Origin of the sequence: Amycolatopsis sp. FDAARGOS 1241 (assembly GCF_016889705.1) — a bacterium.
Lineage (GTDB): Bacteria > Actinomycetota > Actinomycetes > Mycobacteriales > Pseudonocardiaceae > Amycolatopsis.
The window spans coordinates 1,973,794-1,987,675 of the sequence record NZ_CP069526.1 but is presented as its reverse complement, the minus strand read 5'-3'; the positions used below and the strand labels follow the sequence as shown (position 1 = coordinate 1,987,675).

Here is a 13,882-nt window from a genome sequence, read left to right as displayed (position 1 = left end):
TCGAACGTAGTTTCACTTGCCGAACACATTGAAGGCAGTGCGGCGCCCGCCGTCAAGACCTGCTCCCGGGGAGGACCGTGCCCGCAGCCGAGGGAATGGCCGGACTGGCCAAGGGATTGTCGATCCTGGAACTGTTCGGGGAGGCCACGCCGAAGCTCACGATCAGCGACGCGGCGCACCTCACCGGGTTGAACCGCGCCGTCGCCCGGCGCTGCCTGCTGACGCTCGTGGACCTCGGTTACCTGACCCACGACGGCAAGCACTTCCTGCCCACGCCCCGCCTGCTGCGCCTGGGCGACGCGTACGTGGAGTCGACCGCACTGCCGCAGCTGGCGAAGCCCCACCTCGCGGCGGTGCGCGAGCAGGTGCAGGAGTCGGCGTCGCTGGCCGTGCTGCAGAACGACGAGTCGCTGTTCATCGCACGCAGCGAGGTGAAGCGGATCGTGAACACCGGCGTCCGCCTCGGGGCGAGCGTGCCGGCGTACGCATCGGCGACGGGGCACGTGCTGCTGTCGGCACTGTCCCCCGAGGACTTGACGGACTACCTCGCGCGCTGCGCGCCCCGATCCAGGACACCGAAAACACCTGTTTCGGCCGAGGAGATCCGGCGCCGGGTCGACCAGGCCCGGCAGGAACACGCGGCGTTCACGGACGAGGAGCTGGAGTTCGGGCTGCGCTCGCTGGCGGTCCCGGTGGCCGACTCGCGCGGCCGCGTCGTCGCCGCGATGTCGGTGAGCGCGACGGCCGGGCGGATCTCGATGACGCAGTTGCGCGAGGAGTTCCTGCCGATCCTGCGTGAGCAAGCGGAGCAGCTGGGTCGCAAACTCTGACGAGTGCGGAGGGTGGCAATCAACTCGCACCACGGAGTCGTGATTTTGCAAGGCTTTGCAGTAGAGTTTCAGCCATGACGCGTCGACTTGCCGAAGTGGCCCGCCAGGTGGGAGTCAGCGAAGCCACGGTCAGCCGGGTGCTCAACGGCCGGCCGGGGGTTTCCGCGAGCACCCGGGCCGCCGTTCTCACCGCGCTGGACGTGATGGGGTACGAGCGCCCCACGCAGCTGCGCGGCGAACGCGCCCGCCTGGTCGGGCTGGTGCTGCCCGAACTGCAGAACCCGATCTTCCCCGCGCTCGCCGAGATCATGGGCAACGCGCTGGCCCAGCAGGGGTTCACGCCCGTGCTGTGCACGCGCACCGCCGGCGGGGTGTCCGAAGCCGAGTACGTGGAATTGCTCCTTCAGCAGCAGGTGTCCGGGGTGGTGTTCGCCGGCGGGCTGTTCGCCCAGGCCGCCGCGGTGCACACCCACTACCACCACCTCGTGGAGCGCAAGCTGCCGACGGTGCTGATCAACGCCGCCGTCGACCACCTCGGGCTGCCGCAGGTGTCCTGCGACGACGCGGTGGCCGTCGAGCAGGCCGTGGGCCACCTGAGCTCGCTCGGCCACGAGAAGATCGGCCTGGTCCTGGGCCCGGCCGACCACGTGCCGTCTCAGCGCAAGCTCGCTGCCTTCCGTTCGTACGCCGCCAAACTCGGCCTGCCCGTGCTCGACGAACTGGTGGAGCACGGCATGTTCTCCATCGAGGGCGGGCACGCCGCGGCCGCACGCCTCTACCCGCGCGGGGCCACCGCCGTGCTGTGCGCCAGCGACCTGCTGGCCCTCGGCGCGATCCGCGCCGCGCGACGCGCCGGACTGTCGGTGCCCGACGACGTGTCGGTGGTCGGCTACGACGACTCCGCCCTCATGAACTGCACCGATCCGCCGCTCACGACCACCCGCCAGCCGATCGAGGCGATGGGCCGCGCCGTGGTCGAACTGCTGGTGAAGCGGATCAACGGCGGCGAAGTCGCGCCGGAGGAGCTGCTGTTCGCGCCCGAACTCGTGGTGAGGGGGTCGACCGCGCGGCACCGCGGGTGATCACTGCCTGTTCGTAACTTGCGCATTCTCGTTGGGTTCTTGCGGCGTTCTGGTCTCGCACTTTAGAGTGACCGCCATCACGACACAGCCGTCGCGACCGCGAGAAGAGGCTTGAGATGAGCAGTCCCTGGTCCCGATCAGCGAGGTCCAGCCGCACTCCCCGTACCGTGCTCGCCCTGCTCACCGCGGGTGGCCTGGCCCTGAGCCTCGCCGCGTGTGGCGACGGCTCGGACAGCGCCGACGCCGGGGGCAAGGTCCAGATCACCGTCACCGGGCAGCCGCCGACCACGCAGCCGTTCGAGCGCAAGGTGTTCGACGACGACGTCAAGGAGTTCGAGGCGGCGCACCCGGACATCGACATCGTGCCCCACGAGGGGTTCATGGACCCCAAGACGTTCTCGGCGAAGCTCGCCGGCGGCCAGCTCGAAGACGTCTACTACGTCTACTTCACGGACCCCGCGCAGATCATCGCCCGGCACCAGGCCGCGGACATCACGGAAGCGGCGAAGAGCATGCCGCACATCAACGACATCCAGCCACAACTCCTGAACAACTTCCGCGACGCCAAGGGCAAGCTCTACGGGCTGCCGACGAACAACTACACGATGGGGCTCGTCTACAACCGCAAGCTCTTCCAGCAGGCCGGGCTCGACCCCGACAAGCCGCCGGCCACGTGGGCCGAGGTCCGCGCCGACGCGAAGAAGATCTCCGCGCTGGGCAACGGGATCGTCGGCTACGCGGACTACAGCAAGAACAACCAGGGCGGCTGGCACCTGACGGGCTGGCTGTACTCGATGGGCGGTGACGTCGCCCGCCAGGACGGCGGCAAGTGGGTCGCGGACTTCAACAACGACAAGGGCCGCGCCGCCCTGAACTACCTGCACGCGATGCGGTGGGACGACAACTCCATGGGCAGCAAGCAGCTGCTGCAGGACGTCGACGTCCAGCGCATGATGGGTGCGGGCCAGCTCGGCATGTACATGGCCGCGCCGGACAACGTGCCCGTGCTGGTCAAGCAGTTCAACGGCCACTACGAGGACTACGGCATCGCCGGCATGCCCGGGACGCAGGGCACCTTGCTCGGCGGCGAAGGTTACATGATCAACCCGAAGGCTTCGCCCGCGAAGGTCAAGGCCGGCCTCGAGTGGATCCAGTGGAAATACCTCAACCCGGACCGCTTCGAAAAGCACGTGAAGCAGTACGCCGACGGTAAGCAGCCGGTAGGGCTGCCGACCGAGCCGACGCCGGACGTCTGGACCGGCGCCGTGCGCGAGGAGCAGCTGGCCGTGAAGCAGAAGTACGCGAACGTGCCCGCGGAGAACTACCAGTCCTACGTGGACACCGCGAGCCGGATCAAGGGCAGCATCGAGCCGCCGAACGCGCAGCAGATCTACGCCGCGCTCGACAGCGTGATGCAGGCGGTGCTCACCGACCGCAACGCCAACGCCGACCAGCTGCTCTCGTCGGCCGAGTCGAAGGTCAACAGTGTCCTCGCCCAGGTCAGGTAACGTGCTCGACTGGCCCGCGGTCACCCCGCGGGCCGGTCGGCCGATCGCCTCGCCCGCCGACCGGCGCCGCGCGCGGCTCAAGCGGCGGCTGCGCGAGAACCTCACCGCGTACGGCATATTGTGCGCCGCGCTCGTGGTGTTCGCGCTGTTCTCCTGGTATCCGATCGTGCGCGGGGTGCTGCTGAGCTTCCAGCAGGTCGACTTCGTGAATCCGCCGACGTGGGTCGGATTCGACAACTTCGTGCGGCTCTTCGAAGACCCCCTGTTCGGAGTCGCGTGGCGCAACACGGTGCTGTTCACCGGATTCGCGCTCGTCTTCGGCTTCGCCGTACCATTTTCGACTGCGGTGCTGCTCAACGAGCTGCGCCACGCCCGGGCGTACTTCCGCCTCGCGGTGTACCTGCCGGTGATGCTGCCGCCGGTGGTCACGGCGCTGATGTGGAAGTGGTTCTACGACCCGGGTCCCGGCCTGTTCAACTCGGCCTTGACCGCCGCCGGCCTGCCCGGGCCGCAGTGGCTCGACTCGTCGACGACGGCGATGCTGTCGCTGGTGTTCGTGTCCACGTGGGCCAACATGGGCAGCACCACGCTGATCTACCTGGCGGCGCTGCAGACCATCCCGGGCGAGCTCTACGAAGCCGCGGAGCTCGACGGCGCGGGCATGTGGCGGCGGCTGCGGCACGTCACGTTCCCCCAGACGCGGTTCGTGCTGCTGGTGCTCCTGCTGCTGCAGATCGTCGCGACGATGCAGGTGTTCACCGAGCCGTACGTGATGACGGGCGGCGGTCCGGACGATTCGACGGTGACCGTGCTGCTCCTGCTCTACCGCTACGCCTTCGTGTACAACGACTTCGGCTCGGCCAGTGCCATGAGCCTGCTGCTGTTCGTCGCGCTGGGTGTCTTCTCGGCGATGTACGTGCGGCTGACCCGGCGCGTCGAGGACTAGGAGGAGCGGATGACGATCAGCTTGCCACGCAAGGAAAAACGTGCGGCTCAGCCCGCCGGGCGCACGCTCGTCTCGCCGTCGCAGCTGCGCACCCCCGGCGGGAAGACCGTGTACGTGGTGGTGTTCGCGGGCACGTTCGTTTTGTTCACGCTGGCGTTCCTGTTCCCGCTGTACTGGGCCGTGACCGGCGCCATGAAGTCGCCGGCCGAGCTCGCGCAGACGCCCGCGACGATCGTGCCGCGCGAGTGGCACCCGGAATCGTTCACCGAAGCCTGGGACCAGATGGACCTTGGGAAGTACTTCCTGAACACCGTCGTCGTGGCGGGCGGTGCGTGGCTGGTGCAGCTCGCCGTCGACGTGCCGGCGGCGTTCGCGCTGTCGAAGCTGCGGCCCAAGTTCGGCAATGTGGTGCTCGGGCTGATGCTCGTCACGCTCATGCTGCCGGCAGCGGCGCTGCTGGTGCCGACGTATGTGACCGTGACGGACCTGCCGCTGCTGCACCTGAACCTGATCAACTCACCGACCGCGATCTGGCTGCCCGCCGCCGCGAACGCGTTCAACATCTACCTGCTCAAACGGTTCTTCGACCAGATCCCCGACGAGCTCATCGAAGCCGCGCGCCTCGACGGCGCCGGTCCGGTGCGCACGCTGTGGAAGATCATCCTGCCGATCTCGCGGCCGATCCTCGCCGTGGTCTCGATCCTCACCGTCGTGGCCGCGTGGAAGGACTTCATCTGGCCGCTGCTGGTGTTCCCGGACACGGGCAAGCAGACGCTGAGCGTGATGCTGCAGCGCGTCGCCATCGACATGCCGCTCAACCTGCTCGTGGCGGGCATGGTGCTGGCGAGCGTGCCGATGATCGTGCTGTTCCTCGTGTTCCAGCGGCAGATCCTCGCCGGGCTCACCGCCGGTTCGATCAAGGGCTGAGCACGCGCGTGTCCACTGAGTTCTTCAAGCCACATGGGAGGGTTACAGAGTGACCGCTTCGGGGCAACTGTCCACCACCGACGGCTCGACCTGGTGGCGCAGCGCGGCGATCTACCAGGTGTACATCCGCAGCTTCGCGGACGGCAACGGCGACGGAGTCGGCGACCTCGCCGGCGTTCGGTCCCGCCTGGACCACCTGGCCGACCTGGGCATCGACGCCATCTGGTTCACCCCGTGGTACCCGTCGCCGATGGACGACGGCGGCTACGACGTCGCCGACTTCCGCGACATCGAACCGCTCTTCGGCACGCTCGCCGAAGCAGAAGGACTCATCGCCCAGGCGCACGAACGCGGCATCCGCGTGATCATCGACATCGTGCCCAACCACTGCTCCGACGAGCACCCGTGGTTCCGGGCCGCGCTCGAAGCCGGCCCGGGATCGGTTGAGCGGCAACGGTTCTGGTTCCGGCCCGGACGCGGCCCCGACGGCGCCGAGCCGCCGAACAACTGGAAGTCCCGCTTCGGCGGCTCCGCCTGGACGCGTGTCCCCGACGGCGAGTGGTACCTGCACCTCTACAGCTCCCGGCAGCCGGACTTCAACTGGGACAACGCCGACATCCGCGCCGAGTTCGAGGACGTGCTGCGGTTCTGGTTCGACCGCGGCGTCGACGGCTTCCGCATCGACGTCGCCGACGGCCTCGTGAAGGACCCGGCGCTGCCCGACGTCGCCGACGGGGACGAGACGCCGTTCTCCGACCAGGAGGGCCTCCACGAGATCTACCGGTCGTGGCGCAAGATCGCCGACTCCTACACGGGCGAACGCGTGCTCGTCGGCGAGATGTGGCTGCCGGACATGTCACGGGCCGCGCGCTACCTGCGCCGCGACGAGCTGCATTCGGCGTTCAACTTCGACTTCCTGGTGTGCCCGTGGGACGTTTCGCGCTTGCGCGACGTCGTCACCCGCACGCTGCGGGCCCACGACGACGTCGGTGCGCCGGCCGCGTGGGTGCTGTCGAACCACGACGTCACCCGGCACGTGACGCGCTACGGCCGCGCCGGCGACACGGGGTTCTCCTTCGCCGACCGGCTGCACGGCACGCCGGTCTCACTGGAGCTCGGCACCCGCCGAGCCCGTGCGGCAGCGTTGCTGACCCTTTCGTTGCCGGGCGGGGTCTACGTGTACCAGGGCGAAGAGCTCGGGTTGTGGGAGGTGGAGGACATCCCTTCCGCACTGCGCCAGGACCCGGTGTGGGCACGCACGGCCGGGGCCGACCCCGGGCGGGACGGGTGCCGGGTGCCGCTGCCGTGGTCGGGTTCCGCGCCGCCGTTCGGCTTCGGGACGGGCACACCGTGGCTGCCGCAGCCCGATTCGTGGGCCGCTTTCACGGCTTCGGCGGAGGCGGCGGACCCGGCGTCGATGCTGTCGCTGTACCGGCGGGGGCTGCAGCTGCGGCCTTCACTGGGCTCGGCCTCGCTGGCGTGGCTCGACGCCGGCCCGGAGGTGCTGGCGTTCACCCGCGAGCCGGGGTTCGTGTTCGCCCTGAATTTCTCGGCGGAGGCGGTTTCGCTGCCGCCGCATTCCGAGGTGCTGCTCGCGAGCGGGCCCCTCGAGGATGGCCTGCTGCCCACGGACACGGCGGTGTGGCTGCGACGTTAGGGAGTCGCCCGGCTCTGTCCTGGCGGCTGGGTCCGCCAGGGCAGGGCTCCTTTCCACCAAGGGTTCGGTTCACATGAGGTCGGTGTGTCTGTGTCGTGGGCGGCGGCGGGTCACGCAAGATCGTCAGGGTGCGTGAGGAGATCGCGACCGGCGGGGTGTGGGCTCGGCTTGAGCCGCTGATTCCGGTTCCTGATCGGCGTTTCCGTTATCCAGACCGCAAGCACGCGGATGATCGTGCCGCCCGGGAAGGAGTCCTGCACGTCGTGCGTACCGGGATCGGCTGGAACCGATTACCCAAAGCCCTGTTCGGTGCTTCCGGCGCTACGTGCTGGCGCTGGTTGACCGAGTGGCGCGAGGCCGGGGTGTGGCAGCAACTGCATGAACAGCTGCTCGTCGAGGTTCGCGCCGCCGGCCTGCTCGACCTGTCGGCAGCTGCGGTGGATGCCACGCCGCTGAGCGTTCAAGGGGGGAACACGGGGCCAAGTCCGGTCGATCGCCGCAAGCTCGGCTGCACGCATCATCTGATCACCGACGCGCACGGCACTCCGCTCACGGTCACGATCGCCGGCAGACACCACAACGACGTCACACAGTTGATCCCGCTGATCGAGGCCATCCCACCGATGCGCGGCACAGTCGGCAAACCACGGCGACGACCGCTGCGACTCCACGTTGATCGCGGCTACGACCACGACAAATACCGACACCTGGTCCGCGACCACGGCATCATCCCGATGACCGCCCGCCGCGGCGCCGAGCACGGCTCCGGCCTGCGCACCATCAGCTGGCCAGTCGTACGCACCGCCGCGTGGCTCAAAGGCTTCCGCCGACGACGCATCCGCACCGAACTCCGGGCCGATGTCCACCAAGCCATCATCAGCCTGGCCTGCTCGGTCATCTGCCTGCGCATACTCATCCTGAATTGATCTCCAAGGGCCTTTCGCGTGGTGCTGCCTGTTATCGTCGCGGTCAGGGGCCACCGAGGGGAGCGATCGATGCGCAACACCGAGCTCGCGAAGCTGGACGGACTCGTCGGCGAATGGACGACGACGCTGTCGGACGCCTGGTTCCTCGAACCGGCCGGCGTCGAGGTGCCCGGCAGCACCACCGTCGAGCGGCTCGGCGAGTCGCTGCTGGTGATGCGGACGGAGCTGCACGACGGCACCGAGCGCTCCACCGTCAACTTCGTGATCGGCCGCAGCGACGCGAACGACGCGTACGTCGTGCTGTACGAGGACCAGCGTGGCGTGTGCCGCACGTTCGGGATGACCTTCGACGGCCGGCGCTGGCTCATGCTGCGCGAAGACCCGGACTTCCACCAGCGGTTCGTCGCCGACGTCGAGGCGAACCGGATCCGGGGACGGTGGGAGATGTCGCAAGACCAGGGGAAGTCCTGGCGCAAGGATTTCGACCTGACCTTCGTGCGCGCTTAAGCCCTGGTCCGTCTTAGAACTCGTGGTGGTGGCCCCCGGCCCGCAGCGTGACAGGAGACTGTGATGGGTTCGTTCGAGGTGCCGCTCGACGACGAACGCACCCAGCTCGATGCCTTCGTCGAAGAGTACCGCGGCGCGCTCGAGGCGACGCTCGACGGTCTCACCGAGGACCAGGTGCGCCACCGGCTCGTCTCGTCGGCGACGACGTTGCTCGGGCTGCTCAAGCACGTCACGTGGATGCAGCGGGTGTGGTTCGAGGAGTGCGTCGGCGGCACGTCCCGCCGGGAGCTCGGCCTGGTGCAGAGCCCGGACGAATCGTTCCGGCTCGCCGCCGGCGACACCATCGCCTCGGTCACAGCGGCTCACCGGAAAGCCTGCGCCACGGCCCGAGCGGCGGTCGCAGGCCTGTCACTGGATGCCGTCGTGACCGGCCACCGGACCGGGCCGCGCACGCTGCGCTGGGTGTACTTGCAAGTTCTGCGGGAACTGGCCCACCATTGCGGGCACGCCGACATCCTGCGCGAACAAGTACTCGCCGGCTGAGTTCGGAGACGCTCCTCAAGCCGTCAGCTTGAGGATGTCCACCCCGCGCGTGTTGTCGGCGACGTACGCATACCCGTCGTGCCAATACGGGGCCCACGAAGCCGCGTCAGCGGGGCGGTAGTACGCGATCTGGCGCGGGTTGGTCGGGTCGCTGACGTCGAGGAACCGCGTGCCCTGCGAGTAGAACGACTGGACCAGCACGTCGCCGCGGACGTCGAAGTAGTGGGCCGAGCAGTCGTCCGAGGCGGGGTCGCTGCCTTCCTGGCCGGCCACGCTCCAGGTGCCGACGCTCTGCAGCCGGAACGGGTCCGACACGGTCGAGCGCCAGCCTTCCCCCTGGTACGAACCCTGCAGCGACGAGATGGTGAGCACGCCGTCGCCCGCGCAGCCGTCGAGGAAGCTCTCCTCGGTGGCGTAGACGATGTCGTGGCCACGCCAGGCGCCGGCGTCACGCGGGCCGGCCGGGTGGAAGCTGTTGTGCAGGAACTTCGAGGGCGCCGCGGTCTCGTCCACACCGCCGCCTGCGTACGGGATCGGCTCGAGCGCCGTCGCGCGGTGGACACCACCCGCCACGGGGTCACGGTGCAGACCACTGGTCCAGTAGCCGCGGATACCGCCGCGGCCGGACACCCAGGCGACGCCGGCGGAATCCACCTGGACGTCGTGCACGTAGTCGGTCTTGCCGTCGTTGCGCGCCAGCTCGAGGGGGTCCGGATGCACCTTCGGGTGCCGCGGATCACGCACGTCGGTGACCCAGATCGGCCGGCCACCCCAGTCGGCGGGCTGGTCGTCGGCCTTCGCGGGACCGCCGGTCCACAGGTACCGGCAACCGTCGACGCAGCTGGTGGTGTGGCCCGCCGGCACGCGCACGTAGCTCAGGATCGCCGGCTTCTCCGGGCGGGACACGTCGACGACGTAGATGCCCGACTCGCCGGTGTGCGTGTTGCCCGCGAACGCCCGCGGGTCGCGCGAGAGGAAGACCAGCTTGCGCTGCGCGTCGACCTCGGTGTCCTCGGTTTCCCACAGACCGGGCAGGCTGAGCTCGCCGATCGCCTTGGGCGCGGCGGGGTTCTTCGTGAGGTCGTAGACCTTCAGACCGAACTCCCCGGACACGACCATCACGTCGCGGTGGCCGTATTGCAGGAAGTTGGCCGAGATGGCGCCCGCCGCGTCGGGCAGGTTGCCGACGGCGTGCACGCCCTTGATCGCGCCCGGGTCGCCGGCGGTGTGTTTCGCCTGTGCGGCGGGCTTGTCGTCTTCGCCACACGCGGCGGCCGGCAGCCCGGTCGCGACGAGTGTCGCGGCAACAGTGGTGACGGCCAGGCATGATCGAACCCACCAACGGCCCACACGAACCTCCCAGAACGCCCAGCGTGACCGTCCGACCATAGGACGGTGACCAACCGGACACAAGCGTCTTTAGTAGCTATCCAACTGGTAATAAGACACCCATGCGCTCGCGTCTGGCTGCCCTGTTCGCCACCCTGGCCCTGCTCGCCGGGTGCTCGTCCGAAGACCCGCCACCGCCGGGCGTGGTGACGGTCGGGCTGCAGGAGCCGGGCACGCTGCTACCCGCGGACGTCGACGACCAGGCCGGCCGGCTCGTCACGGGCGCGCTGTGGGAACCGCTCGCCGACTACGACCCGGCGAGCGGGAAGCTGACGCCGCGCGCCGCGTCGTCGATCACCAGCGGTGACCGCGTGACGTGGACCGTGCGTCTGCGGCCGGGCCTGAAGTTCCACGACGGCACCGCCGTCACCGCCGCGTCCTATGTGGATACTTGGCAGGCGATCGCCGGCGAGAACTGGGCGGCGACGCCCGTGCTGACGAAGTCGTTGCGCGCCAGAGCGATCACGGCGGTGGACGCGGCGACGATCAAGATCGTCCTCGACCGGCCCAGCAGCCAGGTCCCGGCGTGGCTCTCGGCCCCGGGCCTCGTGCCCATGCCCGCGTCGGTGCTCGCTTCGCGAGACTGGAACGCCTTCGCCCGCCACCCCCTCGGCGACGGCCCGTTCCGCCTCGCCGACAGCTGGCAGCCCGGCACCGGCGGCAAGCTCCTGCGCGTCACCCCCGCCGACGGCAAAGCGCAGGAGATCGACCTGCGCGTGGGCGACCCGGCCGAGCAGTACGACGCCGTGCGCGACGGCTCGCTCGACCTCGTCACCTCCGTCTCGGGCGACCGCCACGAGGCGATGCACACCGACTTCGCCGACCGGCACACGACGTGGCCGCTGCCGGAGGCCGGGTACCTCGTTTTCCCGAGCGCTGATCCGCGCTTCGCCGACGCGACCGTCCGGCACGCCTTCGCCCTCGCCGTCGATCGCGGCGCGCTCGAAGTGGGGCCGCTCGCGCACCAGGTCGACCCCGCCCGCGCACTCCTCCCGCCCGCCGACGCCCCCGGGGAGCGCACCGGCACCTGCCGTCCTTGCACCTTCGACGCGGCGGCGGCGAAATCCCTCCTCGGCCAGTCCGGCTTCACCGGTCCGACCACGATCTACTACGACCCCGGCGCCGGGGTCTGGACGCGCCCGCTGGCCGACGGGGCGAGCAGCGCCCTGGGTGTCCCGGTCACCGCCGCCCCCCGGCCGGTGGACGGACCCGCCGGTCCGTCCACCGTGGACTTGAAGCTGGCGACGGCGAGCCCGGCCGACCTGCTGACCGCGCTCGCTTCGGCGGCCGGTTACACCGACGACGGCTTCCGCCAGGACCTGAGCGCCGCGGAGTCCGCCGCCACGCCGGCCGAAGCCGGGCAGCTCTATCGCGTGGCCGAGAACCAGCTGCTGCGCGACCTGCCGGTGGCTCCACTGTGGACGGGCCACGGGCACGCCGTCTGGTCCCCCCGCCTGCACGACGTCACGGCGGCGCCGTTCTCCGGGATCAACCTGGCCGGGATCTCCGCTTGAGTCATCGGACGCCGGCGTTCAGGGGATGATCTCGTCTCGCCGGAACTCGTCGAACAGCCGGTAGAACATCCGCTCGGTGTCCACATAGGGGTGGAACCCCGCGCGCCGGGACTTGGACGTGTCGGCGAACACGTCGTAGTCCCGCGAAAACACGAAGTCACCGAAGGGCCACGCGGAAACCTGGTCGTAGCCCGGTTTCAGGCCGTGCTCGGCGGCCATCGCGGACCACAGCGGTCCCTTGTCCGCCATCACGGTGGTGAGCGACATCGGCAACGGCGGCGCGGTGACTTCCGGCCCCGCCCAGCCGTGCGTACCGAACAGACGGCCACCGCCCCGATCCTCGCCGCCGCCGGTCTCGGCCCGGCGCTCGTGCCGGCCAACGTGCTGCCCCCGAACTTCGACGGCCGGGTGCTGCGCCCGGCAAAGCCGGTGCGGCGGGTGCTGGCCGCCTACAGCCGGCCGGGGCCGGATCCGCTGACCACCGCGTTCGTGGAAGTGCTTGCGCAGCATGCGAAAGTCTGAAACTCCAGGGCAGGAGTCCCGGTGACCTTCGCCGAGACGAGGTCATCCCCGGCCGATGAACGGCATGGTGGTGGCGGTGATCGTCAGGAACTGCACGTTGGTGTCCAGCGGCAGGGAAGCCATGTAGAGCACCGCGTCGGCCACGTGCTGGACGTCGAAGGTGGGCTCGGCGGCGACGCGTCCGTCGGCCTGGGGGATGCCGGCGGACATGCGCTCGGTCATCTCCGTGGCGGCGTTGCCGATGTCGATCTGTCCACACGCGACGTTCCAGGCGCGGCCGTCCAGGGAGATCGACTTGGTGAGTCCGGTGACGGCGTGTTTGGTGGCGGTGTAGGCGACGCTCGCGGGGCGCGGGGCGTGCGCGGAGATCGAGCCGTTGTTGATGATCCGCCCGCCCCTCGGTTCCTGGTCCTTCATCAGCTGCACGGCCTGCTGCGCGCACAGGAACATGCCGGTCAGATTGGTGTCGACCACCCGCCGCCAGCGCTCCACCGACAGGTCCGCCACGGTCCCGCCCGCGGACACCCCCGCGTTGTTCACCAGCAGGTCGAGCCGGCCCCACTGGTCGCGGACGGCGGCGAAGAGCCCCGCGACGGATTCGGGCGAGGCGACATCGGTCGGGACCACGAGCGCGTCGGGCGCCGCGCCGGCCGTGTCCTCGAGCGCGTCCTCGCGCCGCCCGGCCAGTGCGACGCGGTAGCCGGCGTCGAGCAGCGCCCGCGTGATCCGCCGGCCGATGCCGGACCCCGCCCCGGTGACCACCGCGGTCTTCGCACCCATCCCCACGTCCTCCTCGTCCGTCACCGCAACCTGCCACACCATCCGGCCCACCACAATCCACGTCGTGGACGCCGCGCGCGCCCGGGGGCAGACTTGGCGAATGGGACCACGAGACACTCTGCTCGCCGGGCTGGCGCGGCAGCTCGGCCACCCCAGCGGGATCGCCGGCCGCGCCGTCGGCCGGATCCTCAACCGGCGCAACCGCGGCACCGTGACAGCGGCCGTCGCGGCGCTCGAACTGCAACCCGGGGAGACCGCGCTCGCCATCGGCTTCGGCGGCGGCCTTGTCCTCGACCTGCTGCTGCGCGCCGCGGCGGGCGGCACGGTGCACGGCGTCGACGTCTCCGACACCGTGATCGCGAAGGCCCGCGCGGCGTTCCCCCAGAACATCGCGGCCGGGCGGCTCCGGCTGCACCGCGGCAGCATCTCCGCGCTGCCGCTGGAAGACGCGTCGATGGCCGCCGCCATCACGATCAACACGGTGTACTTCGTGGCCGACCTGGACGGCGCGTTCGCCGAAGTCACCCGCGTGCTCGCCCCCGGCGGCCGCTTCGTGCTCGGCATCGGCGACCCCGACGCGATGGCCGCCGCGCAGGTCACCGACCACGACTACCACCTGCGTCCGGTCGCGGAGATCGAAACGGCCCTCGGCGAGGCGGGGCTGATCCTGCGCCGCCACGAACGGGTCGGCGAGAGCACCCGGGCCGCACACCTGCTGGTCGCGAACAGGTGAGCCCGGCGGCCCCGGCTG

General features: G+C 69.9%; 13 protein-coding genes and 2 pseudogenes. 12 read left to right on the top strand and 3 right to left on the bottom strand.

All coding sequences use genetic code 11. From position 1 onward, the window contains the following. Window positions 1-77: 77 nt before the first annotated feature. The 9 genes from I6J71_RS09885 to I6J71_RS09845 all read left to right on the top strand — a co-directional run bounded on the left by I6J71_RS09885 (window position 78) and on the right by I6J71_RS09845 (window position 8,926). Window positions 78-830, top strand: a complete 753-nt coding sequence (locus I6J71_RS09885; protein WP_204094447.1) for an IclR family transcriptional regulator C-terminal domain-containing protein — start codon at window positions 78-80, stop codon at window positions 828-830. A 74-nt stretch (window positions 831-904) separates the two neighbouring features. Next, entirely contained in the window at window positions 905-1,912 is a 1,008-nt protein-coding gene (locus I6J71_RS09880; protein WP_204094446.1) for a LacI family DNA-binding transcriptional regulator, read from the top strand. A 116-nt stretch (window positions 1,913-2,028) separates the two neighbouring features. After that, window positions 2,029-3,420: an ABC transporter substrate-binding protein gene (locus I6J71_RS09875; RefSeq protein ID WP_204094445.1), complete on the top strand. Its 1,392-nt coding sequence runs from the start codon at window positions 2,029-2,031 to the stop codon at window positions 3,418-3,420. Beyond that, the gene (locus I6J71_RS09870; protein WP_204094444.1) at window positions 3,398-4,366 is read left to right on the top strand and encodes a carbohydrate ABC transporter permease; all 969 of its coding nucleotides are present in this window, start codon (window positions 3,398-3,400) and stop codon (window positions 4,364-4,366) included. Before I6J71_RS09875 ends, I6J71_RS09870 begins: the two co-directional genes overlap by 23 nt. A 9-nt stretch (window positions 4,367-4,375) precedes the next feature. Continuing rightward, window positions 4,376-5,293, top strand: coding sequence for a carbohydrate ABC transporter permease (locus I6J71_RS09865; protein WP_204094443.1), 918 nt, complete (start codon window positions 4,376-4,378; stop codon window positions 5,291-5,293). A 49-nt stretch (window positions 5,294-5,342) separates the two neighbouring features. After that, window positions 5,343-6,950 (top strand): glycoside hydrolase family 13 protein, encoded by a 1,608-nt coding sequence (locus I6J71_RS09860; protein ID WP_204094442.1) that lies wholly within the window; start codon window positions 5,343-5,345, stop codon window positions 6,948-6,950. Between the two features lie 119 nt (window positions 6,951-7,069). Then, the gene (locus I6J71_RS09855; protein ID WP_370542201.1) at window positions 7,070-7,876 is read left to right on the top strand and encodes an IS5 family transposase; all 807 of its coding nucleotides are present in this window, start codon (window positions 7,070-7,072) and stop codon (window positions 7,874-7,876) included. A 69-nt stretch (window positions 7,877-7,945) separates the two neighbouring features. Then, window positions 7,946-8,383: a hypothetical protein gene (locus tag I6J71_RS09850; protein ID WP_204094440.1), complete on the top strand. Its 438-nt coding sequence runs from the start codon at window positions 7,946-7,948 to the stop codon at window positions 8,381-8,383. Window positions 8,384-8,446: 63 nt separating this feature from the next. Then, window positions 8,447-8,926, top strand: a complete 480-nt coding sequence (locus tag I6J71_RS09845) for a DinB family protein (protein WP_204094439.1) — start codon at window positions 8,447-8,449, stop codon at window positions 8,924-8,926. Window positions 8,927-8,941: 15 nt separating this feature from the next. Here I6J71_RS09845 and I6J71_RS09840 read toward each other — a convergent pair whose 3' ends face one another. Further along, window positions 8,942-10,276: an LVIVD repeat-containing protein gene (locus I6J71_RS09840; RefSeq protein WP_239154592.1), complete on the bottom strand. Its 1,335-nt coding sequence runs from the start codon at window positions 10,274-10,276 to the stop codon at window positions 8,942-8,944. A gap of 101 nt (window positions 10,277-10,377) precedes the next feature. Here I6J71_RS09840 and I6J71_RS09835 point away from each other — a divergent pair, with 101 nt between their 5' ends. After that, window positions 10,378-11,829 carry an ABC transporter substrate-binding protein gene (locus tag I6J71_RS09835; protein ID WP_204094437.1) on the top strand — a complete coding sequence of 484 codons (1,452 nt, stop codon included), beginning with the start codon at window positions 10,378-10,380 and terminating at the stop codon, window positions 11,827-11,829. 18 nt (window positions 11,830-11,847) lie between these two features. Here I6J71_RS09835 and I6J71_RS09830 read toward each other — a convergent pair. Then, a pseudogene (locus I6J71_RS09830) lies at window positions 11,848-12,111 on the bottom strand (NAD-dependent dehydratase); the annotation flags it as partial. Between the two features lie 6 nt (window positions 12,112-12,117). Between I6J71_RS09830 and I6J71_RS09825 the strand changes: the two are divergent. Then, window positions 12,118-12,351 (top strand): annotated as a pseudogene (locus I6J71_RS09825) (LysR substrate-binding domain-containing protein); the annotation flags it as partial. A 42-nt stretch (window positions 12,352-12,393) separates the two neighbouring features. On the opposite strand, the gene I6J71_RS09820 reads toward I6J71_RS09825, so the two are convergent. Further along, window positions 12,394-13,131, bottom strand: coding sequence for an SDR family oxidoreductase (locus tag I6J71_RS09820; protein WP_204096961.1), 738 nt, complete (start codon window positions 13,129-13,131; stop codon window positions 12,394-12,396). A gap of 100 nt (window positions 13,132-13,231) precedes the next feature. Here I6J71_RS09820 and I6J71_RS09815 point away from each other — a divergent pair, with 100 nt between their 5' ends. Then, window positions 13,232-13,864 carry a class I SAM-dependent methyltransferase gene (locus I6J71_RS09815; RefSeq protein ID WP_204094436.1) on the top strand — a complete coding sequence of 211 codons (633 nt, stop codon included), beginning with the start codon at window positions 13,232-13,234 and terminating at the stop codon, window positions 13,862-13,864. Window positions 13,865-13,882 lie beyond the last annotated feature (18 nt).